Source organism: Legionella quinlivanii (genome assembly GCF_900461555.1).
In the GTDB taxonomy this organism is placed as follows: domain Bacteria; phylum Pseudomonadota; class Gammaproteobacteria; order Legionellales; family Legionellaceae; genus Legionella_C; species Legionella_C quinlivanii.
In genome coordinates, this window is the sequence record NZ_UGOX01000001.1 from 2,658,080 (window position 1) to 2,682,243 (window position 24,164).

Consider the following 24,164-nt stretch of genomic DNA (forward strand, 5'->3'; position numbering starts at 1 on the left):
GATGATTGCCAAAGATAAACTGTTTGCCCTAATGGCAGATGGCGCTGTAGTTATAACACCAACCAAGCGTCTTTCGATTGAACTTTTAGAGCAGTTCTTTCAGTTTCATAGCAGCAGCACATTAAAAAAACCGCTTTGCATGCCTTATCAGGATTTTCTTCGCATGCAATATAACAGAATGTGTTTTGATAATTCCCAAAAGGCTCATCCTTTATTATTAAATAAAACCCAGTACGATTATCTCTGGCTTGATATTCTGAAACAGCAGACTGAAATTACCCTGCACACAGGCCTGATCGATGCGGTTAAAGACGCATGGGCCAAATGTCAGCGCTGGCAGCTTGATATCAATACCACCACATTTTCTCAAACTGCGCAGACTCAATCTTTTGCAAAATGGTCTCTCTTGTTTCAGCAAGCTCTGGATAAAATCCCGGCTATCGTTGATGAGCAATTGGCGGATTATCTGGCCCTGGCTCTTGAAAGCGTTCAGCATACAGCCAGTATTTGGGTTTGCTTTGAGGAATACACTCCACAACAAAAAAGTTTACAGATTAAATTAGAGAGGCTCGGCTGTAATGTGCTTCATACCACATTAAACCCCGCCACAAGCATCACCTGTCTCTATCAGGCCAAAAATGCAAGCGATGAATATGAGGAAATGATTGCCTGGACAAAAACCCAGCTTTCTGAAGCCAGGCGAATTGGGGTTGTCGTACCCTCTCTGGAGACTGAAGGCACAAAACTGCAGCGTCTGCTTCAGAACAGACTGCCCAATGTTCCCTATAGTATTTCACTGGGCAAGCCCTTAAGTGAATATCCACTTGTTGGGCATGCCATGCAGTGGCTGAAACTGGATTGCCAAACGCTCAGCAACCATCAGGCTCGATTGCTGCTATATTCACCTTTTTTACATCAGTCCAGTAAAGAATTTCTTAAGCGGGCTCAGTTCATACAAAACAGCGTTTCACTTCAGGAAGAGAGGATAGACTGGCATTTCTTTTTACAAGAACTTCATCACCAGACGCCAGGATTATATAAAACGCTTTCTTCAATCGAGATTTATCCTCAATCAGCCTCCCCTTCTCAATGGCTGCAGCATTTTCAGAACAGGCTGAATCATATGGGATTTCCGGGTGATCAGGCACTGGATTCGGAAACGTATCAGTGCCTGCAAAAGCTGCTTAATCTATTCTCTGAATTGAAACAATTGCAGCTTTTTAGCTCCAATTTAAGCCAGGAGCAAGCACTTGATGCCTTGCATTCGATAGCGTCCAATACTATTTTTCAACCCAAAGCGGAAAAAAGCGGTCTACATATTATGGGGGTACTGGAAGCCTCAGGGGCACGTTTTGATGCGCTTTGGGTGACTGGTATGACTGATGAATGCCTGCCGAAGAAAATTAAACCTTCTGCCTTCATCCCTTTAGAATATCAAAGGATTTACACCAGCTCAGAATATGCCTTGAATCTGGCGGAAAAACAGTTTGACTCCTTTCTGCGAAATGCGCCGCTTGTTGTCTTCAGCTATGCCTCTATTGATGAAGATAAACCCCAGCTTCCTTCTCCTTTGTTAAAAGACACGGTACAAAGAACCGGTCAGGGGGTTAATAATACCAGGCCTCTGGTTAAACTTGAAAAGCTGGAAGAAACCTATCAGATTCCTCAGAGCAAACCCCTAATCAAGGGAAGCACTGCTTTATTGGCTAAACAATCAAAATGCCCTTTCCAGGCCTTTGCAGCTCATCGTCTTCATGCTCAGCAAAGCCAGGCTGCCTTTGATGGCTTAAATCTCCTGGAGCGCGGGCAGCTAACTCATAAAGCCCTTGAATATTTCTGGCTTCAGGTTATTGATCAGGAACGTTTGCTGGCTTTAAGCGAAGAGGAACTTAACGCATTAATTTCCGATTGCATTCTTTCTGCCATTGAACCTTACCGACGCCAGAGAGTGTATTCTTTTTCACCGCTGATACAGCAAGTAGAGATTAAACGCCTGCACCGTTTGTTGTCTCTGTGTCTCGAATGGGAAAAAGAGCGTCCTGAGTTTAAAGTGGAGGCTCTTGAAAAAAGCTTTCTTTTAACCCTGCAAGGTATTGAGTTTAATTTGCGCGTAGACCGAATAGACCAATTGGCTGATGGAAGCAAATGGGTTATTGACTACAAAACCAGTATACCCTCCAGCCTTCCCTGGAATGAAGAACGACCGCGCGAACCACAGCTTTTGATGTATGCTTTGCTTGATCAAGCCATCGATACACTGATTTTCTCGGCACTCAAAGAAGGGCAGCATGTCTGCAAAGGCTTAAGCGAGAAGGATTATGAACTGAAAAATATCCAAAGCCTTCCCGAAGAACGTTCCTGGGCAGAAGCGAGAGCGGGCTGGCAAGAATCTCTCGAACAACTGGCCAAAGAGTTTGCAGAAGGTTTCTGCCCTCCGAAGCCTGTCAATCGTTCGGTCTGTCAGCAGTGTAACTATGCCTCGCTTTGCCGGATCAACCATAATTGAAGGCTATTGCAAGTCTTTGATTTATCTTTTAAGCTTTTGATTTTTTGGAAAAGGATTTTATCTGATGCGCACTTCTGCCAAATGGCTTTTCCCTTTGCTTGTCGGATTCGGAACAGCCGCGTATTCTGACCATCCCTCAAGCTACATGCCAGTCGATATCAAAGAAGACTTTCAGTCAATTATGAAGCGGATGGTTGATCAGAAAGAAGCGGTTGAAAAAAAACATGCTGATTTGCTCGAACAGCGTTATGACCTCAGTAATAAACCGGCAACTGGCACCACCATGACTGGCGGCAAGCCGATTCAGGAAGGAGTCCGTGTTAAATTACCTGCAGGTCTAACCTGGGAAGCCCTGGCGAAGATGACCCCGGAAGAGATTAAGGAAAAAGGGGTATACCCGTTGGGTTTTCTGCCACTGCCCCATCCTAATCACCCGGAAGGTGGAATGCTATTTCCCAAATTTGTTATTGATGAATTCAATAAACAGGAACAACGTGATTTAACCCGCTTTGATTTGGATTTCGATATTCCCGATCATTTCCTACCCATTTTCCCTGCGCCGATTTTCCTGACAACCCGCCCTGATCTGGGCGATGTTTCCAAAGGAAAATTGGTCAATATCAATAACTATTATGAATTGTTTAATGGCCTTTTAAATCCAAAACAATTAGAAGGATTGCGTTTGCTGGTTACCCCCTTCCCGCAGCAGCAATTTAATCAGACAGAAGACAGACGAACAGTGGCCCCTAGCCGCGGCGTTGCCTGTTTCGACTGCCATTCGAACGGCCATACCAATAAAGCGACCCACCTGGTAGGTGATATCAGACCACAGGAATTCAGACATCGGATTAATACTCCCAGTTTGCGCGGCCTGAATATCCAGCGTTTATTTGGATCGCAAAGAGCGTTAAAAACGGTGGAGGATTTTACCGAATTTGAGCAGCGAGCAGCTTATTTTGATGGGGATCCGGTGATTGCTACCAAGAAAGGAGTGAATATTCTCGAGCGTGGCAGCCAGGTTCATTTTATGGCGGAATTTCAGGAAATCCTGGATTTCCCACCCGCTCCAAAACTGGCAATAGATGGGAAACTGGATCCTTCCAAAGCAACCGCAGAAGAGTTGCGCGGCCAGGAGCTCTTTTTTGGTAAGGCGCAATGTTCAACCTGTCATACGCCTCCTTATTACACCGATAACACCATGCATAATCTGCAAACAGAGCGGTTCTTTAAACCGGTAATGATTAACAACATGATGGCAGTGGGTGACGGGCCGATTAAAACCTTTCCTTTGAGAGGTATAAAGGATTCTCCCCCCTATCTGCATGACGGCCGCTTATTAACCCTGGATGATAGCGTTGAATTTTTTAATCTGATATTGAAGCTTCAGCTTAATGATCAGGAAAAGAAAGATCTTGTCAGCTTTATGAAAGCACTCTAGCCCTCACTGCTATCGTTTGTTGGGCCCTTGGCCCAACAAACGGCTCGCACCACTCCAGAACTCAATGTTCGGCCAAGGGCCCACCTACAATTAATTGCTAATGGCGCTACCTAAAATCTGCGGCAGAGTATTTACACTAATATCAGTTGCCAGGGCCTGAGGTATATACGCAAATAGCGGATTTCTCTTATCAGAGCTATACCCCATCGAAACACCTGGGGTATTTTCAAATACACTCACTTTAGAAGGCTGAATATGAACCCTTTTTGCAAATTCATCCGCCAGGGAGTGAACAGTGACTTTGTTCTTCAGTTGTTCTAACTGAGAGGTAAACCGGTCAAACTCATCCTTAAGGTACTGAGGTGAATGATCAGGAAAGCTTTCAGCAATATTCTTTTTAAACCATTCTGAAACCTGCTCTTTCACTTGAGTTTCGCTTAAACCTGCTTTTTTAGCATAGGTCTGGATGAGATCATCATAACCAGTTGCCAGACTACCCATTTCCTGAGTATTACTGAAATGCAAATCACTCACCCCCATGTACAGAAATCTCGATAAACAAAGTTGTCGCTGCAGCCAGTTCAGGGGCATATTATTATGAACCACAATGACTGATATATTATTAGCGCCCTGTTTCTTTAAATTGCTAATGGCCTGGCACAGGGTATTACCCGTCGCGGTTTCATCGTCAGTAATTAAATATCTGTCCTGTGCATTAATTCCCAGCTCACCAGCATTCATATTATTGATAGTCGCACTAGTATCCTGATGAGAATCCCGCTGCTTTTCCCCAAGCACGCGGGATGAACATAATTTATCGCCCAAAATACTTAGCAGATGCTGAGTCAACTCATTGGTTCGTTTGGCCGCCCCAGCGTCTGGGGTTACCAGGCGTAACTGCCCTTGTCCCGGATTATTGAGCCATTCTGTAGCAATCCGGGTAGCAAGAATTGTCAGTGCGGGGACTGCCGAGCCTCTTATCTCTTTGCCAGTGTATGTTCCTGACAAGGTATGATTATCATGACACTCCGCAGTAACCACATTATTTACCCCGGCCGCCTCAAATAGTTTTCCATTATGCTGAACATAAGCACCCGTTTTTCCCTTGGGATTATCTTCTGCCTTATCCGAACGAGCGCTGAATTGGTAAGGATTAATCAGATTGATATGCATGGCACCCCGTAAATGCGCCTGCCTTGCAATCATCGCAGCCTCAAAAAAATAGGCGGAAGCGCCATTTTTCTCGTATTCAGCCGATGCCTCAAAATCATCAGGGTTGGGGCGAGTGGATTGTACAATCGTCACTACCGAACCTGCGATAACCGCCTCATCAGGAATCGTGGCTCCCATTCCTGATCCATCGATGTAATAGAGTTTAATTTCCTCCCCCTTCAGGCGAAGCTCTTTTGCGATTTCTTCAGCTAAAACCCTGTTGGCTGAACAGCAAATCAATATATGTTCTTGTTTTTTTTCAGGAACTTCAAGGCTTACCGGTGCATCGCCACAGACAATTTCCATTAGATTACTGTGAGACAAATCGAGCTTGGACCAGACGGCATTTAAATAACTTCGCCGGGTAAAATGAAGTACTTTAGCGTCTAACGTTGCCGCGCTCGTCTGGTTAGCGGGTAACTCCAGGTAAGCTGATAATTCGTCTTTACTGACCTGATACTCTTCCGGCTTTGATTGCTGAGATACTTTAAAAGGGATATTCGCTTCAATATGATTTTCATCCAGAATGCCCTGATAATTCTTATCATAATAATAAAGTTTATTAGCGCCGCTTGCCTTGAATAATTTAATTAATAGTAAATTAAAATCATCAGGATATAATACCGGATGAAATTGTTCGGGTAATGCAAGGGTTATTCGCTCCGCACCATGTTCATGTATCCCGCGGCAAAGCTGCAATGCTTCATGAAGCAATACTGACTGCGAATAGGTACCCGATGAAACCCCCACATGAATATTGATATTCTCACCGCGAATGGCAACATTCGGGGATAGAATAGAAAATGCGTCACCGGTTGAAAACACTTTGAACTGGTTACGCGCGACTTTTTGGGGGTCAATATTCCAGGCTTCAACTGGGCAGCCATGATTATAAAAGTTAATAAATTTACTCGACATTGTTTTCGCAGCAGGAAAAAAAATACCGCGGCGGGCAAAATTTTTGATGGGACGATTATTGCTAAGATTCAATAAACGGCTAATAGTGAATTCTTGCGTATCCCCTTCAGGATTTTCAGTATTTACAGGACTGGCTTTAACGGAAGGTTTCATGCTTGTCTCCTCATGATTGAATAACGTCATGTTAATAATCACGGAGATTCAAAGCACTCCGTCCTGAATACGGGGTTGCCAGGTTATTTACACATCAAGCACTTTTTGAATCATCTCGCGTTTGGTACTGACACCCAATTTTATTTTTACCTGATTAATATATTCCTCTACCGTGCGGGGGGAAATCGAGAGTTCTCTGGCAATCTCCTTGGCTGTAAATCCCTTCACAGTATATTCCAGACACTCCTGCTCTCTCGGCGTTAATGAGGCATTTTCCAGATTTAGTTTAATTGCGGGGTTGTTAGATGTTTTTTCAGGTAAAAGACCTGAATCAGTCAGGCGCATTATGGCATCCGCAAGTGAGTGCTCACCTAAAACAATCGATATTCCCAGCGTACCCTGTAATTGACAAGCCGAGTCGTAACAGGGAAATTTTACGGATAAAAACTGCAGCGATTTACCATCCAGACGCGTATTAAACTCATCAAAAAATTGAATGGTTTCCTGTTTTAAAATGGATTCACAATTATCCAGCAAATGCCTGGCACTGTCTGTGGATACATCAAAAATTGTTTTCCCCACTGCTTGCTCGGGTGTATTGTAACCACAAACTGCAGCCCCTATTTCATTGATTTTAACTGTGGCTCCTCTGGCATCCAGTAAATAGACACTGTAGGGAAGATCAAATAAATCAGCGAGGCTAAGCAGCAGCTCAGGGCTTTTATTTTCCATGTTATAAAGCATTAAACCATTCTGATGTTTCGCAATGCCAATAGCATTTAATTCAATGGAATTTGGGAAATAAGGTTTCACATTTTTCTCATAATGGAGGGAACAACCCAGACAGTCTGTTATTCTAACAAATAAAGTATTGGAGTGGGTAGCTGCAATGCAACGCTGTTACAAACTCTGTCATTTCCGCGAAGGCGTTGTTGCATAAATAGCAACCTGTCGTCTTTGCAAACGAAGTGAAGTAATCCAGATCGAACCCTGAACAAAGTGATAAGCTGGGTTGCTTCGCTAAGGCTCGCAAAGACTTTTTTGCACACACATAAAGGCCGAACGGTTTTGCAAGATTTAATTTACCCAGGAAATCCAATCATCAATGACCTCTACTTTAAAGTAATTTCCGGCGAATTTTCAGTAGGAAGAATGGTAAATTTTTTATTAATCTCATTTAGAACCCGTTCTTTACGTCTTGCAGCAAACTGTTCTGCTGTTTCCTGAATGAGCTTGGTAAACAATGTGGTAGTTGCAGCACTTGAAGGACCTGCAGGAGATCTCGATAGCGGCTCTGGCGTGACCGGCCAATTACTTAAAACATCTCCATTTCCCTTCACAAATAATCGAGCCTGCGAGGTATTCCTGAAATAATCTTTGGTAAATTGATGATAAGCAGCGATTAACCCTGAATTTCGGTCATTCAGAAGGTCAACGTTTTGAGCAATTTCCATAACAAACTGGGCGTCATTATATTCGCTGTCATCTACACTGATTCGATATAGCCACTGCTTCAGATGGCGATGGAGATTTTCAAAGTCCTTATCTTCCAGACCATTTTTTTGATAATTCAGAATCATTTCTTCAAATGATTTACGGCACAGATCACTGACAGGCATTCCCTTACTCCATCGATGTGTTCTTTTTCATTAAATATCAAATTGTGTAAATTTACAACCAAATTGGATGTTTTAATTAGTAATCGTTCAATAAAGTGAACATAATCTATTGATTTTTTAAAATTTTATTGAATAATGAAAGGTTTATTTTCCTAATCATTATGCATCATCTAATTCTCGGTTATGGCTATTGCGGATTCTATCTTGCGCAGCATTTATTAAAACAGCATGGGGAAGTCACCGCGGTTTCCAGACATTACGATCCTGCATTATACCTTCCTGGTCTACAGCATGTGGCCAGCGATTTGCTCGATCTCAATATCGAGCAGAAAGATGATTTGACCATCTATTATCTTATTCCTCCTCCCCCGTCAGGAGATTATGACTCTCTTCTTCAGGACTTTTTAAGCATTACAAGCTTAAAACCCATTAAAATTGTTTATTTCGGTTCCAGCGCTGTTTATGGCAATCATCAGGGTAAATGGGTGAGCGAGCGGGCTAAATGCCGTATACAGCATGACAGGCAATTAAGGCGCCTGGATGCGGAACAGCAATGGAAACGCTTTGCCAGAAAAAACGAGGCAGCGTATGTCTTATTGCGTATTGCCGGAATTTACGGACCTAATCGACTTCCAATTGAAGCGGCGCGCAGTCAGAGCCCCCTTTTATTCCCCCAACAAGCCCCTTATACTAATCATATACTGGTCACCGATTTAGTTAAAATTGCCTCACAGCTTGCTGCCAGAAGCAATGTGCAGGGTATTTTTAATATCGCAGACGGGCATCCTAAAAAGATGGGTGCTTTGCAGCAACTGGTAGCTCACCACCTCGATTATCCAGCAGCCTCTTTTCAAGCCTGGAATGAGATCTGGGAAACTGCCAGCGACATGAAACGGGAAATCATGCAAAGCTCCAGGCGATTAAGTATAGAATTACTAAAAAAGGAATTAGGGAATGATTTAGTGTTCACTCCCATGACAGCAGGCATTCTTCAAAGTCTGTCATTAATGGCTTAAGGATCATCATGAATATACTGATTGCAGGAGCTTCCGGGCTTATAGGAAGAAAGCTGGTTTCGGCCTTTTGTACTGAACATCAAATCACCGTATTAGGCCGTAATCTGCAAACCCTGCAAATGCAATTTCCAGAGTCAGTTAAACACTTGGCCTGGGAACAGCTCGATAGTGTGGATCCGAATAGCTTTGATACCCTGATTAATCTCTGCGGCAGAAATATCTCATCCCTTCGATGGAATAATACCATCAAGCAAGACATCATTAATTCACGTGTTCAATCCAACAGAACACTGATCGACTGGCTGTTAAAACATCAGGCACGGCCCCATTACTTCTGCGCCAATGCAGTTGGAATTTATGGTACACAATCTCAAAATGAGAGCCAGGCCTTTGACGAAAACAGCGCTATTGATGATGAATCACCTCATGATTTTCTAAGCGAGGTGGGCATCCGCTGGGAGCAATCTTTGCAAGCAGCCATTGAAGCAGACATACCCGTAACCATCACCCGCTTTGGGGTGGTTCTATCACCGGACGGCGGTATGTTAGGTCAGCTTACACCTGTTTTTAAATTAGGCATTGGCAGTATTTTAGGCAAAGGTCAGCAAGTCATTTCCTGGGTTGATATGCAGGATGTTATTGGGGCTTATCAATTTCTCCTCGCTAATCCAGGCATCACCGGTCCGGTGAACATTTGCTCTCCCGAACCCGTTACTCAGGAGATTTTTGCTAAAACATTAGCACGCGTTCTGAAGCGCCCTCTTTTATTCAGAATCCCGGCGTGGGTCATCAAACTGCTTTTTGGTCAAATGGGTGAATGCCTTCTGCTCAGCGGACAAAGAGTTCTCCCTAACCGCCTGATGGATAATGGTTATCAGTTTCAATATCCTGAGCTTGAGGATGCCTTGGAACATCAACTCGTATATAAATAATTTACTTCCTCTGCTTGTGTACAGCCACGTCCCTCGATTCCTGCGAGGGATCCAGGAAACTCGTAGACAAACTGGATTCCCCGCATAAAGCGGGGAACGTAGTAGTGTGCATAAAGCGGGGAACGTAGTAGTGTGCATAAAGCGGTGAACGTAGTTGTGTGCATAAAGCGGGAACGTAGTAGTGTGAGGGAATGCCTCGAAGCCTATAGGATTATCCACATTAACTTACTCACATTGATTGTTTTTTTATCAAATGGTATATTTCCCCTCTTCCGCTTCGCCTTATTTATAACGTTCATGACCAGAAAACATTCTCATAAAAAACGCAGCCGCCAACCTCAGACAAATCAAAAGACAAGAAATATAAAAAACCCCTCAATCCCCATTGAAAAAGCCAACGAAGCTAATGAAATATTTATTTGGGCAAGTATGCTTACTTTGCACAAAACAACTTACGGGGTTCTTGAGAAAAACCACCGTGATGCAGCCATTCTTGATAATACTTTGGCAAAAATCAGAAACAGGGAATGGGCAGCACTCGATCTGGAAGTACTGGCCGGTACTACTCCCAAAATCTACAGCGTTCGCATGAACCACTCCGACAGGCTCTTATTAACCACCGAAATACTTAATGGCAAACCTCGCCTGCTTGTTTTAGAAGTTATTCTTAATCATAAATATGAAAATTCACGTTTTTTAAAATCCCAGGTTTTAAAAAACTATTTGCATAACCACAAAGACCAGCTATGGGAAAAAGTAAACGCTGAGGATTTGGAAAGCACCGGTCTGCAAGAATTAGTGCCTGAGAACCCAAGATTCAAGCCGGTGGAATATCATCACCGATTTATTGAGTTGAGCGATTTACAGCAATCTGCATTTGAGCTTCAAACCCCAATTCATGTAGAGGGTATACCAGGCTCAGGAAAAACGATTTTGGCTGAAACATTTATCAGACAAAAGCGCTGGCAAAACAGAGGGTCGCAACAGCCAATTATTTATCTTGCCAAATCGCCAGCGCTTGTTAATCAGGTCAGAGATAAATTATCGGAGTTACTTGATAGTATTGATCCTGAGCTCCCTCCCGTCTGGGTCATGACCTATGAACAATTCGCCGCACTGGATGTACCAGGTGATGAAAATGCACCAAAACGGACTTTATTTACTGAAGAAGAAGCGGATAATTTCTTTAAAAGCTGGTATGACCAGTTCTATGCCGAACAAAAGGTATTGGCGAAAGCGAATCAACAGATTTTGCATCCTTTCATTGCTGATCCGGTCAGACTTTATAAGGAATTCAAATTAATCTCAGGCTATACAAAAACTCAATATACCGATAAAGCCAAACGGATAAGCGAAGTCTCAGCGGAGTTTCGTGAGGTATTCTTCCAGCATTATACAAAATTTGAAGCCGCTATTCCCAAGGATAAAATCCACCCGCACTTTTCTTCTCTCAATCTTGGAGTTCAACCTTCATTTATAGCTGTTGACGAATGCAATGATTTAACTGGCAAACAGTTGGCCAATATTTTTGATATTTCTAAAGGGGAGGTAGTCTTTTTAGGTGATGGCAATCAAAAGCTCGACGGCAATAAATCCAATGCGAGACTTATCCAGGCTCAGGCGCAGAAATTAGGGCATAGTCTCAATATCCTGAAATTACCCACAACACACCGCAGCGCCAAACTTCATAGTAAATTTTTAAATTTACTCCTACAAATCAAGTATGAATTAACCGGCGGCATCGGCGAAAAGAATGAAAACAGTTTTATTAAATCGTCAGAAGACGCTGCTGAAGGCGAATTGATTTGGGTTGATCACCTAAGCCCGCAGTTTATCAGCGAAATTAATGAGCTTAAGAAATCGCATAAATTTTGTATTATTGCAGATGATGTTCATAAGCCTATGCTGGAAAAGCATTTTCCTGGCACCACCTTTATATCACCTGAGGCGAGTAAAGGCCTTGAGTATACCACTACCTTACTGGTTGAACCTTTTTCAGAGGAAGTCTATGAGAAAATCAGTAAAAATTTGCCCAGCGATTTTGAATTTGATGAGAATCAACAGCAATTTAACCGGCCCGCTCCAGACCGTGGGAATCCAGAATTTGCTGCTCCCATGCATAGGCTGGTGGTCTTATTCTCAAGGTCGACCGCCAATATCATTGTTTTGCACTCTGCTAATAAAAAGCTGGCGAAATTAGTTTCGCCCATGCACAAAATGGGACGGCGCCTCGCAGAAAATGAAGGCCTCAATATTAAAGGCCATAGCGCTTCCACCGAGGAAGAATGGCTTATGCAGGCTAAGGCCTATCATTCTGAGAATGATTATTTATCTGCACTTTCCGTCCTGATGAAAGAGTTAAAATATTCTGAAGAGAAGGCAAATAGTATACTGGGGAGTTGGGATAGACCAAAGCCCGGGCCGGCCTCTCTGGCATTTTCCCCGAACCTGCAAGATATTTCCGTCAATTCAAAACAAGCGGCTAAAGAAGTCTCAAAAGCCCCCGCTCCCATAGCCAATCAAGAACAAGAAAAGAAGAGCATTCATACTGACAAAGCCGCCAAGAGCTTACTGCGTGCTCAAGAACTGAAGACACTTCGTCATAATTATTTAAATTGTCTTAAAGCGCTTGCTCCTGATGAAAAAACAGCTGAACAAAATCAGGACACCATGGATTGTGTGTGGAATGAAATTTTTACTCATCCCCAATCGATGCAACTACTGACCGAAGAGGATATGGACTTTCTGAAAGCCGTTTTCTCCTCCTCACATTTAGTTAGCAGTTTGTTTAATTATTTTCCCCTGATAGAAAAGAATGATACATGCATTCTGAGTCCGACGGCGACAAAGCGAAAGGGCCACTTCTCAGACAAGCTTATTCTCAAAATAGCCCCTCTGATGATAAACCATAGAGATCTCAAGGTTGTTGAGATCCTTAATATCCTGCTTCGTGGTAAACCGCAAACACTATTCAACGAACTATGTTCTTTATACAGAGAAAGTTATCTGAGACGATTGAACCAGCTGGCACCTATTGCAACCTCTAAGTGGCGGGCTGGGGAGGAGTTGTATAGCCTTTGGGAAAATATATTTTCTCATCCGCACATCACTCAACTACTGACCCATGATGGAAAAAAAACGAATATGGATTTCTTAGACAGTATCCTCTCTTCCAAATCTTTAATGCACAGTCTTCTTTATGATTATTTTCCTGTTGTGATAAGGGATCCGGAAAGCTATCCCATTATAACCCCGGATGCGATTGAACATGCAGTCGAGCTTCCAGATGAGCTGGTATTGAAAATTGCACCGCTTATGCTTACACACAACAATCAATTAGCTATTGCTATCTTTCTGATTCTGCTTCGCTGCAAACCTCATTTGGTCAGCCCCGTCTTTCCTTTATTATGCAAAAACGAAGAGACCAGGAAACAGCTTGATCTGCTTGGGTATCCTGATGCCTTCAATGGGCGGCCCTTACATGCGTATCTTGATATGAAAATGCTATTTCCTCAAATCCCTAAAAAGCAGCCTCCCCTCTTTCCCAAACTTTGCGAAGATGCCTATGGAATTTATACCTTGCATGCTCTGCAAGGACAGGCGGAACTGGAATGGGATGAAGATTATCTCAGATCAATTTTTACAGGCACTGAACAAGGGCATCTGCTGGCGCAGCTTTTTCATTATAATGTTGGCGCAGATCTTGTACTTAGATGGGCGGCAAGATATCCCAGCCTCACACTGTCGATGGATAGGTTAAGAAAGAAGTACCCCTGTAAAAATGCTCTGCAAGCCCCCAAATCCGACATATCATACATGCCTTATGTTGCATATCATGGCAGCAATTTATTTTATCACATGACTTCTTTTCCAGCCGGTCGTATGTTGTTTGGTATGCTAGCGACCCCTGAGTTCCAGGCTTCCATAACGAAAGAGGATCTATTTACAAATAGCCATCATGACGTCTCTGTCTTTCATAACTTATTTATGAGTATAGAAAGTCAGGGGGCTTTATATTGTCTTCTTCACAATCGTCCGGAATTGATTTCTTTTATAGGCAATAGTCATTTTCATATTCCCAATCCAAAGAAATCAGCCCCTCGTTCTTTTGGCGGTATATTGATGTTTGGATTTTGCAACGAGACAGGCAATAGACTGGTCAATGTCATTCTATCTCATAGGCAGGAAGTCCTGCACATGCTCGATACTGCGCTGCTGATTACCCGACTGGAATCAAGCAGAAGAGACAATAGCAGACGAGGGGATACCCAGCTCTTCCCGCCAGAAGATTATTTTTTTGAAAATTTAATGGTTATTTTGGATCTGGATCTGTTAAAGCTTTTTTTACAAAGTCAGCACACAAAATTTCTCACTGAAATTAACCCAAAGACTGATAAACCCTATATCTATCGCACACTGCAGATCTGTTCCGCCCAGCAGCTTGAAATCATACTGGAATGTCCCTGGCTCGCTTTGAAAAATATTTCCGGACAAGGTAAACATTCTGTTCTAAAAATAATTAATGAGCGCCCGGATAAAGAGCAGCTCTTGCCGATTGTGGAAAAACGCATTGCAGTATTAATTGAGAAATTAAAAGAAACCCTGGAAAAGAAAACCCTATCCCCTGTGGTCACAGAGGGATTATTCGGAACAAAGAACACAACCAGGTCATCCGGAAGGAAAGCGAAAAAAATGACAGTGGAGCAAACAGAAAGACATGAGTCCGGGGTTAACGAGCTTCGCTGAGGAAGCTCCCTGCCTGCCTTGGTTTGTGTAAGGCATATTGTATAAGTTAAACCAGGTACACAACAAACCGTCTTTGCGAGCGTCAGTGAAGCAATCCAACTCCCAACTTTGTTCAGCTTTCGATCTGGATTGCTTCACTTCATTCGCAATGACAGCAGGTGTTCAGTTTAAATAATCCACTTCAATAATGTCATATTCCACCCTGCCCCCTGGTGTTTCAACAACCACTGTGTCGTCAATCTGTTTGCCAATCAACGCGCGGCCGATGGGAGAGCTGTAGGAAATTTTATTCGATTTTATGTCAGCTTCGTCTTCACCGACTATCTGATAACTGAGTTCATTCCCTGTCTCTGTATGACAAATCGTTACTGTTGCGCCGAAAACTACCTTGCCATTATTTTCAAGCTTACTGATATCCACGATTTGAGCATGAGAAATTTTGGCTTCAAGCTCTTTGATACGTCCTTCGGTAAAGCTTTGTTGCTCACGGGCTGCATGGTACTCTGCGTTTTCCTTTAAATCGCCAAGCGCTCTGGCAGTAGCAATCGCCTCGATGATTTGCGGACGCACAACGCTTTTTAAATGAGATAATTCCTTCTTCAGTGCCTCTGCACCTGCAATTGTCATTGGATGCTTATGCATATCCACCTCTAATGTAAATCTTGTAAACGAGTAACCGTTTCACGGTCTTCATATTTCATTGCCAGACAAGCTGCCTCGGCACCTGACAGAGTCGTCGTATAGCTCACTTTATGTTGTAAGGCATTTCGACGAATTGCAAACGAGTCGGCGGCGGCCTGCTTTCCTTCTGTGGTATTGACGATAAAATCAATTTCATTATTCTTGATGAAGTCAACCACATGAGGTCTTCCTTCTGCCACTTTATATACTCTGCGGCAGTCTATCCCTGCTGCATGCAATACCAGGGCTGTACCCCGGGTCGCAATAATCTCAAATCCCAATTGAATCAGACGCTTGGCAATTTCACCAATTCGTGTTTTGTCCGCATCCCTCACTGACACGAAGGCACGGCGCCGTTTAACAATGTTGCCCCCGGCTCCAAGCTGTGCTTTTGCATAAGCCTGTCCAAAGCGCCTGGCAATTCCCATTACCTCGCCAGTCGATTTCATTTCAGGTCCTAAAATGGAATCCACACCAGAGAATTTAATAAACGGAAATACAGGCAGCTTAATGGAGTAAAAAGCCGGCATCGGATAATGCTGACTTAATCCTTGTTGCCTTAGAGTTTGCCCTAATTTGCAGCGCGCTGCAATTTTTGCCAGAGGAAGACCGGTTGCCTTGGAAACAAATGGTACCGTCCGAGAAGCTCTTGGATTCACTTCCAGCACATAGATATCATCAGCCTGGATAGCAAACTGCGCATTGATCAAGCCGACCACTCCTAATTTTAAAGCCATTTGTCTGATTTGTTCAATTAAGTCCTGCTGAACTACCGAACTCAGACTAAAAGGCGGTAAAGTACAGGCTGAATCACCGGAATGAATACCGGCCTGCTCAATATGCTCCATGATCCCGCCAATCATGACATCCTGTCCATCACAGACGGCATCAATATCTACTTCAATGGCATCATTTAAAAACTTGTCCAGCAACACCGGAGAGTCGTTGGAAACCGCTACAGCGTGTTCGAGGTAATAGCGCAAATCTTCTTCCTGATAAACTACTTCCATTGCCCGCCCACCCAAAACATAAGATGGTCTTACCACCAATGGATAGCCGATGCGTTTTGCAACTTCCAGGGCTTCTTCCGTACTGCGCACTGTGCCATTGGCAGGTTGGTGCAGATTAAGTTCCGCCACCATTTTCTGAAAGCGCTCTCTATCCTCTGCCTTGTCGATAGCGTCAGGTGACGTTCCCACTATGGGTACACCATTCGCTTCCAGATCTCTGGCCAGTTTTAAAGGGGTTTGGCCGCCGTAATGCACAATAACACCCATCGGTTTTTCAACATCCACTATGGATAACACATCCTCCAGAGTGAGCGGCTCAAAGTACAGACGATCCGAGGTGTCAAAGTCGGTGGAAACAGTTTCAGGATTACAATTGACCATGATGGTCTGGTAACCTTCTTCCCTCAATGCCATCGCCGCGTGGACGCAGCAGTAATCGAATTCAATTCCCTGCCCGATTCGATTAGGTCCCCCTCCGAGAATCATCACTTTTTTTGTATCAGATTCAGCGCGCGCTTCACAACTGCCCTCATAGCAGGAATACAAATACGCGGTGGAACTGGGAAATTCGCCTGCACAGGAATCGATGCGCTTGTAAACCGGTTTCACGCCTAAAGCCAGCCGATGCTGACGTACCTGCTCTTCCCGGCAATATAAAATTTTCGCAAGAAACGCATCAGAAAATCCATGCCGCTTTAATTGCAGAAGCTGCTGTTGATCCAGATCAGTAATCGTCTTTCCGTAAATTGCCCGCTCCTGCATAACCAGATCCTGAATCTGGTACAGGAACCAGGCATCTATTTTGCTTTCCAGCTGAATTTCTTCCAGCGTTAAATCCTGGCGAAAGGCGTCGGCAATATACCATAGACGATCCGGAGTAGGCTCACGTAAATGCCCTCTAAGCCGGCTTAAATCTTCCCCTTTCTTAAACAAACTGTTTAAACCATTGCGCCCGATTTCCAGGCCCCGTATCGCCTTTTGCAATGACTCCTGAAAATTACTGCCAATTGCCATAACCTCACCTACTGATTTCATTTGAGTCGTCAGAGTGGTTGAGGTCTGGGGGAATTTATCGAAGTTAAAGCGGGGAATTTTTGTTACCACGTAATCAATACTGGGTTCAAAAGAAGCTGGCGTTTTGCCGCCAGTAATTTCATTATCCAATTCATCCAGGGTATAACCAACCGCCAGTTTTGCCGCAATCTTAGCAATTGGAAAGCCGGTTGCTTTTGAGGCGAGCGCCGAACTTCTGGAAACCCGCGGGTTCATTTCAACTATCAGCATTCTGCCGTCTTCAGGATTGATGGCAAACTGGACATTCGAGCCTCCGGTATCCACACCCACCGCCCTTAATACCTTAACGGCGGCATCACGCATACGCTGGTATTCTTTATCGGTCAATGTTTGCGCAGGAGCGACAGTAATCGAATCCCCGGTATGCACTCCCATTGGATCAAAATTTTCAATGGTACAGACGATAATGCAATTATCGTTTTTGTCCCTCACTACCTCCATCTCGAATTCTTTCCAGCCGAGAACTGATTCATCGAGTAATAACTCATGCGTCGGCGACATATCAAGACCGCGCGTACAAATCTCTTCGAATTCCTCACGATTGTATGCGATACCGCCCCCACTGCCGCCCATAGTGAAGGAGGGTCTGATAATGGTCGGAAAACCTAATTGAGCCTGAACCTGAATCGCTTCCTCCATGCTATGAGCGATTGCCGAACGCGGCATTTCAAGGCCAATTTTTTTCATCAGCTGACGGAAACGATCACGATCCTCGGCGCGATCAATCGCTTCCTTGGTCGCACCAATCATTTCAACAGAGTATTTTTCGAGGATGCCGTGCTTTGCCAAATCAAGCGCACAGTTTAAAGCAGTCTGACCACCCATAGTGGGCAACAGCGCATCGGGACGCTCTTTTTCTATAATTTTGGCTACTTCTGGCCATAGAACAGGTTCGATATAAGTCGCATCGGCCAGTTCCGGATCGGTCATGATGGTCGCCGGATTGGAATTAACAAGAATGACGCGATAGCCTTCTTCTTTTAAAGCACGCACAGCCTGCGTACCCGAGTAGTCAAATTCACAAGCCTGACCGATAACAATTGGGCCTGCACCGAGAATCAAAATGGATTTAATATCTGTACGTTTTGGCATGACAACTTAGAAAACGGTTTGAGTGACCTATTCTAACGATTTTAGTTAAAAGATCCTATCTTATCTTTAGTTTTATAACAAACCTCTGACCTTGCCCCAGGCCAGCCCCATCAGTTCATGCAAGGCAATATTGAGAAACACCATATTCTGCGCATTAGGAATGATTGTTTTTTGCCAGCGCTCGTCTCCCCAATACAAAGTAAAATCGGTAGGAGCTGCAATCGGATGCAAGCCCTGGGCTTCACAAAGTGCCATTGCTCTTGGCATATGAATTGCCGAGGTCACCAGATAAAAAGGTTTATCCTTGACCCATGCTTTTATGGCGACAGCCTGATCGGCGGTATTTAATGAACCTGTTTCTATCTGCAGCCTGCTGGTATCCAAAGGATACAATAATGCGAGTTTACGCATACGAAACGCTTCTGCTTTCTCTTGACCATAGCCGCCACCTGAGAGCAGCAGATTGATTGACGGGCTTTGCCGCCACAAACGCAAGCCTTCAAGGACGCGTTTGACCGAGGCCGAATATAGTAAGGATTGCGGCGGTAAACCTTCAATTTCGGTCTGCCCACCACTCAGTACCACTATCCATTGGACTTCCGGGTTGATTTTCTTTACCGGGAGATATTGTTTTTCGAGGGAGTGGGTAAGGAGTTGAGGTAACCAGCCGGTGCTTATCACTAGCAAGAAAGCAAAAAAAATACTGAACCCAATAAAAAGAGGCCGTGAATCAGTCGATTTTCCCAGTTTGTAAAGTAAAAAAGCAAAGAATAAAATCAATAAAAAAAATGGATTAGCCACTGCTTCAATCAAATGACGTATAACCATTATCTGACCCGTTTCATCAGATACAGGCCTAAAATGGCGAATAAGATTGTGGGTCCAAGTGCCGCTACCACTGGCGGCCATTGCAGTACCTGACTCACTGGACCAAAAAAACGGTTAATGATATGAAAACCAAAACCCATAGTCGCTCCCGCCAGTAATTTTGATCCCATTGTTGATGAGCGTAGCGGCCCGAAGATAAAGGGAATGGCAAGAATCATCATTACCACAGTAGTAAAAGGCTGAATAATTCGCTGCCAGAAGGCGAGTTGGTAATTTAATGCCGTCTGATGATTTTGTTTCTGAGCCCGCAGATATTGCCGGAGTTCCTTCAAAGTCATCTCATCCGGTTCACTGCTGCTGACATTGAGAATAGACGGTTTAACAGCGACATCCCAGGGCATTTTATCGATATGCTGAATCACTGTATGATCTTTATTGATCAAGGTCTGCGAGATATTCTCTGCCCACCAGCTATTATCATAAAATTTTACCGTCCAGATTTGACGTGCAAAAGTCATCTGATGATGTTCGTCAAAATGATACTGTCTCACATCAACCAGGGTATTATCCTGCTGCACGGTTCCAATGGTAATAAAATCATTCTGATAACGAAGCCAGACGCCATGAGAGGTTCTAAGAGCCTGCCCGCCGCTGATGGCCTGCACTTTGACATCATTCGCATAATAGGCAAGCTTTGGCACTACAGTTTCGCCAATGAGCGTAACCAGAACAATCAGAATGAGGGACGCTTTTAAAACTGCCATTGTTATTTGGCCAATAGACATTCCTGCCGCACGCATTACCACCAACTCGCGATTGTTGGCCATAACGCCAAGACCAATTAATGAACCTAGCAAGCTTGCCATTGGAAAAAATAGATAGACCTGATAAGGCATTTGCAATAACACATAAATCGCCGACTGAATGATTCCGAAATCCCCGCGGCCAAGATCCTCGAGCTGGTTAACCATAAGAATGAAGATTTGCAAACCCGCGAGCAGCAGCGTAACCAGGCCAATAGCCAGCAGAACATTTTTAGCGATATAGCGATCCAGTAATTTCATGCCAGCTTCACCCTGTTTCGCCAGATTAATAACAAACCGATTCCAGCCACAATCAGATGCAGCCACCACATCCCTATCCAGATCGGTAATTTACCAGCGGCAATCCAGTCACGAGCCACAAACATGAAATTGGCATAAATGATAAACAGCACAATAGCGGGTAATAATTTGGCATATTTCCCTGAACGCGGATTGACGCGGCTCAGCGGCACAGCAACCAGCGTTAATGTCAGTACCATCAGCGGTATGGAAATCCGCCACTGTAGCTCAGCCGCTTTTTTGGGATCAGAATTAAACCAGGGAAATAAGGAAGCAGTCGTTGCGGTACGCATATCGTTGTCAATTTTAATATCAGGATGCGGCAGTCTGGCCTTGTATTCCTTAAATTCAGCAACCTGATAATCCGCATGGCCGGGTTGCCCCTGATAGATACTGCCATTTTGTAAAATTAAATAATCTTCCATGGTTTCGGGATCGGTTTGTGCATAAGCTTGCTCAGCCCACAATATATCCCACTGAAATTGATAATCCTTAATCACCTGTTTAGCCAGAAAGATATTTTTCGCCTTGCTGTGATCCCGGCTCATTGATTCCACATAAAACACTTCCTTTCCCCCGGAAATACCGCGAAAACGCCCGGGAACAATCGTTTGGATTAAGGTTTGTATTCCAGTGGTACGCAGTAATTTGCCCCTTTCTGTGGCAATCACAGGACTTACCCACAAGGTTAGCGCGGTGACAATGACAGTGACAATAATTGCCAGAATGAAACTGTGCTTCAGTAATTGCGAATTCCCGTATCCGCAAGCCTGCAATACAGTCATTTCACTCTCGGCGTAAAGGCGGCCATAAGCAACAAGAAGTGCTACATAAAAGCCCAATGGCAGAAGCAATCCCATCAGATTAGGTAATTCAAGCATCATCAGTTTCATGATAATGACAATTGGGATTTGCCCGCTGGCAGCACGATTTAAATAACGGACAAACTGATTACTCATGAAAATGAGCATTAAAATGCTGGTAAGCGATGCCAGTGTAATAAAAACTTCTTTTGCCAGATAACGGAATATAAGCACGACCTTCGGTCTCTATATAAATTAATCATATTACTGAGACGAATTCCTGCACTGCGACAGGCTGCAATTTAATGCCTGGTCTCGAATAATTAAAACCATTTGAATGATATCCAAGATTGGGTAAACTACCAGTTTTTGCGTCTTATAGGAAGTCAAATGAACTACGGATTAATCCAATCATTGCAGGATGCCTCACATGAATGTCTGGTGCTGGGACTGTTTTCAGAATCCAGAGCCGATGAATTTTCAACAATCGATGATGCCGAGCTGGTTGCTTTACTGCCGCGGCTCATGGCTAAAATTAACGAAGCAGGCGACAGTGTCTGGCAAAGCGATATCAATGGCCGCTCCCTATTGCTGCTGCATTGCGGTAAGCAGTCTGAGTTTAAAGCCTCATCCCTGCGAAAACGTGTTGAAGAAATCACAATGGCACTGTTAAAGCAGAAAATCAAAAAAGCCTGTATAGCCCTGCCTGCAATTAACAAACAGGATGCTGACTGGCAGCTGACCCAGATGCTGCTTGCAGTGGACAGCCTTTGTTATCAGTTAACTGATTATAAAACCCGGCAAAAAAAGCCACATAGCCTGGAGGCGATTGATTTTTACCTGCCAAACACCAGCGATACTGCATTGTCGACTGCGCAATCGATTGCAGAAGGCATCCGGTTAACCCGGCGTCTGGCCGACTTGCCTGCCAATCACTGCACTCCCAGTTTTCTTGCAGAACAGGCTCAGAAACTGGCCGAAGACTTTTCGCAAATAAAAACCCGTGTTCTTGGTATTCCCGAAATGACTGAGTTGGGCATGGGTGCTTTGCTGGCTGTCAGCAAGGGAAGCCTTGAAGAGCCTCGCCTTATTGAACTGGCTTATAATGGCAATGGCAGTCAGGCCCCTGTTGTTCTGGTCGGCAAGGGAATTACTTTCGATTCTGGCGGATTGTCAATTAAACCTGCCAATGCGATGGACGAAATGAAATACGATATGGCGGGAGCAGCCAGCGTACTTGGCACTCTCAAAGCCTGTGCAATGCTTAAACTGCCGATTAATGTGATTGGTTTAATTGCAAGTGCGGAAAATATGCCAAGCGGGAGTGCTGTCAAGCCCGGCGATATTGTGACCAGCATGTCCGGGCAAACTGTGGAGATTTTAAATACTGATGCCGAAGGCCGTTTGGTGCTGGCAGATGCCCTCACCTACGCTGAACAGTTTAATCCCGAACTGGTCATTGACATCGCCACATTAACTGGTGCGATGGTTGTTGCATTAGGCACGATCACTACCGGATTTATGACTTCTGATGAGGCATTGGCAGAACAAATCACTGCCGCTTCATTAAAAAGCGGCGACAAATGCTGGCGCCTGCCTCTTGATGAGGAATATCAGGATGCTCTCGATAGCCCGCTGGCGGATATGATCAACGCATCATTTGACCGAAGCGCGGGAGGCATCACCGCAGCCTGCTTTCTCTCCCGTTTCACTAAAAAATACCGCTGGGCGCATCTGGATATCGCAGGTACAGCCTGGGTTTCAGGCAAAAAGCGCATCGCAACCGGCCGGCCCGTTCCTTTATTAATTCAGTTCTTACGCCATGCCGCCAGTTCGCGTTGATTTTTATTTATTAGGCAGCAGTGACAAGCAAACCGCTTTGCAGTTCGCTTGTCGTCTGTTAGAAAAAGCCTATTTACGAGGCCATCAGGTGTTTGTTTTTTGCAATGACCGGCAAGAAGCAGAAAGCCTTGACGAGTTGCTGTGGACTTTTAAGGATGACAGCTTCATTCCTCACAATCTACAGGGTGAAGGTCCTGAGCCTCCACCGGTCATTCAAATTGGCTATCAGCAGGAGCCGCGGGGGTTTCATGATATTTTGCTGAATCTGTCCGATGAAATTCCAGCCTTCTTCACAAAATTCAAACGCGTGATTGAATTGGTTGTTGATGAGGAACAAGCTAAAACACTAAGCCGTTCTCATTTTCGGCAGTATCGCAGCGCAAATTGCGAAATAAACACCCACAATGTATAGAGGAAGCGAGGGGCTTCCTCAGATATATTCATTATTCAATACAATTTGTAAGCCAGCGGCCGTCAGCGATAAGAATTTATAGCCTGGATCAATAGTGGTCCGCTCAAGCCATTCATTGGCTATACAGGCATCCGCCAGCTTTTGCATCGCTTCTACTGATACGGGCGTTCCAAGTTTGTCACTCAATCTGCTGGCAGCCTCTTCTTCAAGGTCGAGAAATACCTGTTCGCGAGTGACCCCTCTGGCAACCATTTCGTCGTAAAACATTTTTAAAATATCCACTTCGTTCATGATTGTTTTTCCTGTCTTTTTGTTAATTGTAAACCAATTTTCAGAAAACAGCCGGCCGAGTACAATTCAGGACTTGTCAGTCCTTTTATAATGGTCCAAACTGAGAAGTTGAACATAATAGAATAAGGTAGATCAGATGAAAAAGGACAGTCTTGCTGATGTACGTAATACTCAGTCCAGCCGCGGATTTTTCGGACAAGCCGATAACCGCCAGGCTTCTTTGGAAATCAAAATCAGCGATGAATATCGAGCAGTGATCAAACAATATTATCAGGCCACCCATTATGTAACGAAAAATTTTATTCTCAGTCAGCTTTCACATTTGCGCTTACAGCACGAGCAAGAAGCCCAAGCCTATCTTGAGTGGTTTGAAAACAACCTGGAAAATCTGACAGTCAGCGACCTGGGAAAATTCGAACTGTTTGAACAGGCAAAGACCATGGAAAAAAACAGCTTAAGCTCGTGAATTTTTGAGTGCAATCAGAGCA

General features: G+C 44.2%; 17 protein-coding genes. 8 read left to right on the forward strand and 9 right to left on the reverse strand.

From position 1 onward, the window contains the following. Position 1: 1 nt before the first annotated feature. Positions 2–2,506, forward strand: coding sequence for a PD-(D/E)XK nuclease family protein (locus DYH61_RS11315; protein ID WP_058507637.1), 2,505 nt, complete (start codon positions 2–4; stop codon positions 2,504–2,506). Positions 2,507–2,570: 64 nt separating this feature from the next. Beyond that, complete coding sequence (locus DYH61_RS11320) at positions 2,571–3,944, forward strand: cytochrome B6 (protein ID WP_103989260.1); 1,374 nt, start codon at positions 2,571–2,573, stop codon at positions 3,942–3,944. Between the two features lie 90 nt (positions 3,945–4,034). Here the strand turns inward: DYH61_RS11320 and DYH61_RS11325 are convergent, their stop codons facing one another. From DYH61_RS11325 to DYH61_RS11335, 3 genes are all read right to left on the reverse strand, one after another. Beyond that, entirely contained in the window at positions 4,035–6,227 is a 2,193-nt protein-coding gene (locus DYH61_RS11325) for a phosphoribosyltransferase family protein (protein WP_058507638.1), read from the reverse strand. A gap of 87 nt (positions 6,228–6,314) precedes the next feature. Continuing rightward, positions 6,315–7,040, reverse strand: coding sequence for a helix-turn-helix domain-containing protein (locus DYH61_RS11330; RefSeq protein ID WP_058507639.1), 726 nt, complete (start codon positions 7,038–7,040; stop codon positions 6,315–6,317). A 299-nt stretch (positions 7,041–7,339) separates the two neighbouring features. Next, positions 7,340–7,846, reverse strand: a complete 507-nt coding sequence (locus tag DYH61_RS11335; RefSeq protein ID WP_058507640.1) for a hypothetical protein — start codon at positions 7,844–7,846, stop codon at positions 7,340–7,342. Between the two features lie 161 nt (positions 7,847–8,007). Between DYH61_RS11335 and DYH61_RS11340 the strand changes: the two genes are divergently transcribed. The 3 genes from DYH61_RS11340 to DYH61_RS11350 all read left to right on the forward strand — a co-directional run bounded on the left by DYH61_RS11340 (position 8,008) and on the right by DYH61_RS11350 (position 14,540). Next, positions 8,008–8,862 carry a Rossmann-fold NAD(P)-binding domain-containing protein gene (locus tag DYH61_RS11340; protein WP_058507641.1) on the forward strand — a complete coding sequence of 285 codons (855 nt, stop codon included), beginning with the start codon at positions 8,008–8,010 and terminating at the stop codon, positions 8,860–8,862. Between the two features lie 8 nt (positions 8,863–8,870). After that, entirely contained in the window at positions 8,871–9,794 is a 924-nt protein-coding gene (locus DYH61_RS11345) for a TIGR01777 family oxidoreductase (RefSeq protein WP_058507642.1), read from the forward strand. 297 nt (positions 9,795–10,091) lie between these two features. Next, the gene (locus DYH61_RS11350) at positions 10,092–14,540 is read left to right on the forward strand and encodes a DEAD/DEAH box helicase family protein (protein WP_146063021.1); all 4,449 of its coding nucleotides are present in this window, start codon (positions 10,092–10,094) and stop codon (positions 14,538–14,540) included. A 162-nt stretch (positions 14,541–14,702) separates the two neighbouring features. On the opposite strand, the gene greA is transcribed toward DYH61_RS11350, so the two are convergent. The 5 genes from greA to lptF all read right to left on the reverse strand — a co-directional run bounded on the left by greA (position 14,703) and on the right by lptF (position 21,365). Next, positions 14,703–15,182 (reverse strand): transcription elongation factor GreA, encoded by a 480-nt coding sequence (greA, locus tag DYH61_RS11355; RefSeq protein WP_058507908.1) that lies wholly within the window; start codon positions 15,180–15,182, stop codon positions 14,703–14,705. Positions 15,183–15,190: 8 nt separating this feature from the next. Continuing rightward, positions 15,191–18,397, reverse strand: coding sequence for a carbamoyl-phosphate synthase large subunit (gene carB, locus DYH61_RS11360; protein WP_058507644.1), 3,207 nt, complete (start codon positions 18,395–18,397; stop codon positions 15,191–15,193). 72 nt (positions 18,398–18,469) lie between these two features. Continuing rightward, a complete protein-coding gene (locus DYH61_RS11365) occupies positions 18,470–19,225 on the reverse strand; it encodes a YdcF family protein (RefSeq protein WP_058507645.1) in 756 nt (251 codons plus the stop codon). Then, positions 19,225–20,289, reverse strand: a complete 1,065-nt coding sequence (lptG, locus tag DYH61_RS11370; RefSeq protein WP_058507646.1) for an LPS export ABC transporter permease LptG — start codon at positions 20,287–20,289, stop codon at positions 19,225–19,227. Before lptG ends, DYH61_RS11365 begins: the two co-directional genes overlap by 1 nt. Next, positions 20,286–21,365: an LPS export ABC transporter permease LptF gene (gene lptF / locus DYH61_RS11375; protein WP_058507647.1), complete on the reverse strand. Its 1,080-nt coding sequence runs from the start codon at positions 21,363–21,365 to the stop codon at positions 20,286–20,288. Before lptF ends, lptG begins: the two co-directional genes overlap by 4 nt. Positions 21,366–21,521: 156 nt before the next feature. On the opposite strand from lptF, the gene DYH61_RS11380 reads away from it, so the two are divergent. Next, a complete protein-coding gene (locus tag DYH61_RS11380) occupies positions 21,522–22,973 on the forward strand; it encodes a leucyl aminopeptidase (protein ID WP_058507648.1) in 1,452 nt (483 codons plus the stop codon). Further along, positions 22,954–23,385, forward strand: coding sequence for a DNA polymerase III subunit chi (locus DYH61_RS11385; RefSeq protein WP_058507649.1), 432 nt, complete (start codon positions 22,954–22,956; stop codon positions 23,383–23,385). Before DYH61_RS11380 ends, DYH61_RS11385 begins: the two co-directional genes overlap by 20 nt. An 18-nt stretch (positions 23,386–23,403) precedes the next feature. Here the strand turns inward: DYH61_RS11385 and DYH61_RS11390 are convergent, their stop codons facing one another. Next, entirely contained in the window at positions 23,404–23,676 is a 273-nt protein-coding gene (locus tag DYH61_RS11390) for a hypothetical protein (RefSeq protein ID WP_058507650.1), read from the reverse strand. 136 nt (positions 23,677–23,812) lie between these two features. Here DYH61_RS11390 and DYH61_RS11395 point away from each other — a divergent pair, with 136 nt between their 5' ends. Next, positions 23,813–24,142, forward strand: a complete 330-nt coding sequence (locus tag DYH61_RS11395; protein WP_058507651.1) for a hypothetical protein — start codon at positions 23,813–23,815, stop codon at positions 24,140–24,142. The last annotated feature ends 22 nt before the right edge of the window (positions 24,143–24,164 follow it).

Excerpts from the sequence above, each read along its gene's own strand:
- DYH61_RS11365 (WP_058507645.1), bottom strand. The coding sequence starts at position 19,225 with ATGGTTATACGTCATTTGATTGAAGCAGTGGCTAATCCATTTTTTTTA.
- DYH61_RS11350 (WP_146063021.1), top strand. The coding sequence starts at position 10,092 with ATGACCAGAAAACATTCTCATAAAAAACGCAGCCGCCAACCTCAGACA.
- DYH61_RS11390 (WP_058507650.1), bottom strand. The coding sequence starts at position 23,676 with ATGAACGAAGTGGATATTTTAAAAATGTTTTACGACGAAATGGTTGCC.
- carB (WP_058507644.1), bottom strand. The coding sequence starts at position 18,397 with ATGCCAAAACGTACAGATATTAAATCCATTTTGATTCTCGGTGCAGGC.
- DYH61_RS11315 (WP_058507637.1), top strand. The coding sequence starts at position 2 with ATGATTGCCAAAGATAAACTGTTTGCCCTAATGGCAGATGGCGCTGTA.
- DYH61_RS11395 (WP_058507651.1), top strand. The coding sequence starts at position 23,813 with ATGAAAAAGGACAGTCTTGCTGATGTACGTAATACTCAGTCCAGCCGC.
- DYH61_RS11340 (WP_058507641.1), top strand. The coding sequence starts at position 8,008 with ATGCATCATCTAATTCTCGGTTATGGCTATTGCGGATTCTATCTTGCG.
- greA (WP_058507908.1), bottom strand. The coding sequence starts at position 15,182 with ATGCATAAGCATCCAATGACAATTGCAGGTGCAGAGGCACTGAAGAAG.
- DYH61_RS11380 (WP_058507648.1), top strand. The coding sequence starts at position 21,522 with ATGAACTACGGATTAATCCAATCATTGCAGGATGCCTCACATGAATGT.
- DYH61_RS11325 (WP_058507638.1), bottom strand. The coding sequence starts at position 6,227 with ATGAAACCTTCCGTTAAAGCCAGTCCTGTAAATACTGAAAATCCTGAA.
- DYH61_RS11345 (WP_058507642.1), top strand. The coding sequence starts at position 8,871 with ATGAATATACTGATTGCAGGAGCTTCCGGGCTTATAGGAAGAAAGCTG.
- DYH61_RS11385 (WP_058507649.1), top strand. The coding sequence starts at position 22,954 with ATGCCGCCAGTTCGCGTTGATTTTTATTTATTAGGCAGCAGTGACAAG.
- lptG (WP_058507646.1), bottom strand. The coding sequence starts at position 20,289 with ATGAAATTACTGGATCGCTATATCGCTAAAAATGTTCTGCTGGCTATT.
- DYH61_RS11335 (WP_058507640.1), bottom strand. The coding sequence starts at position 7,846 with ATGCCTGTCAGTGATCTGTGCCGTAAATCATTTGAAGAAATGATTCTG.
- DYH61_RS11320 (WP_103989260.1), top strand. The coding sequence starts at position 2,571 with ATGCGCACTTCTGCCAAATGGCTTTTCCCTTTGCTTGTCGGATTCGGA.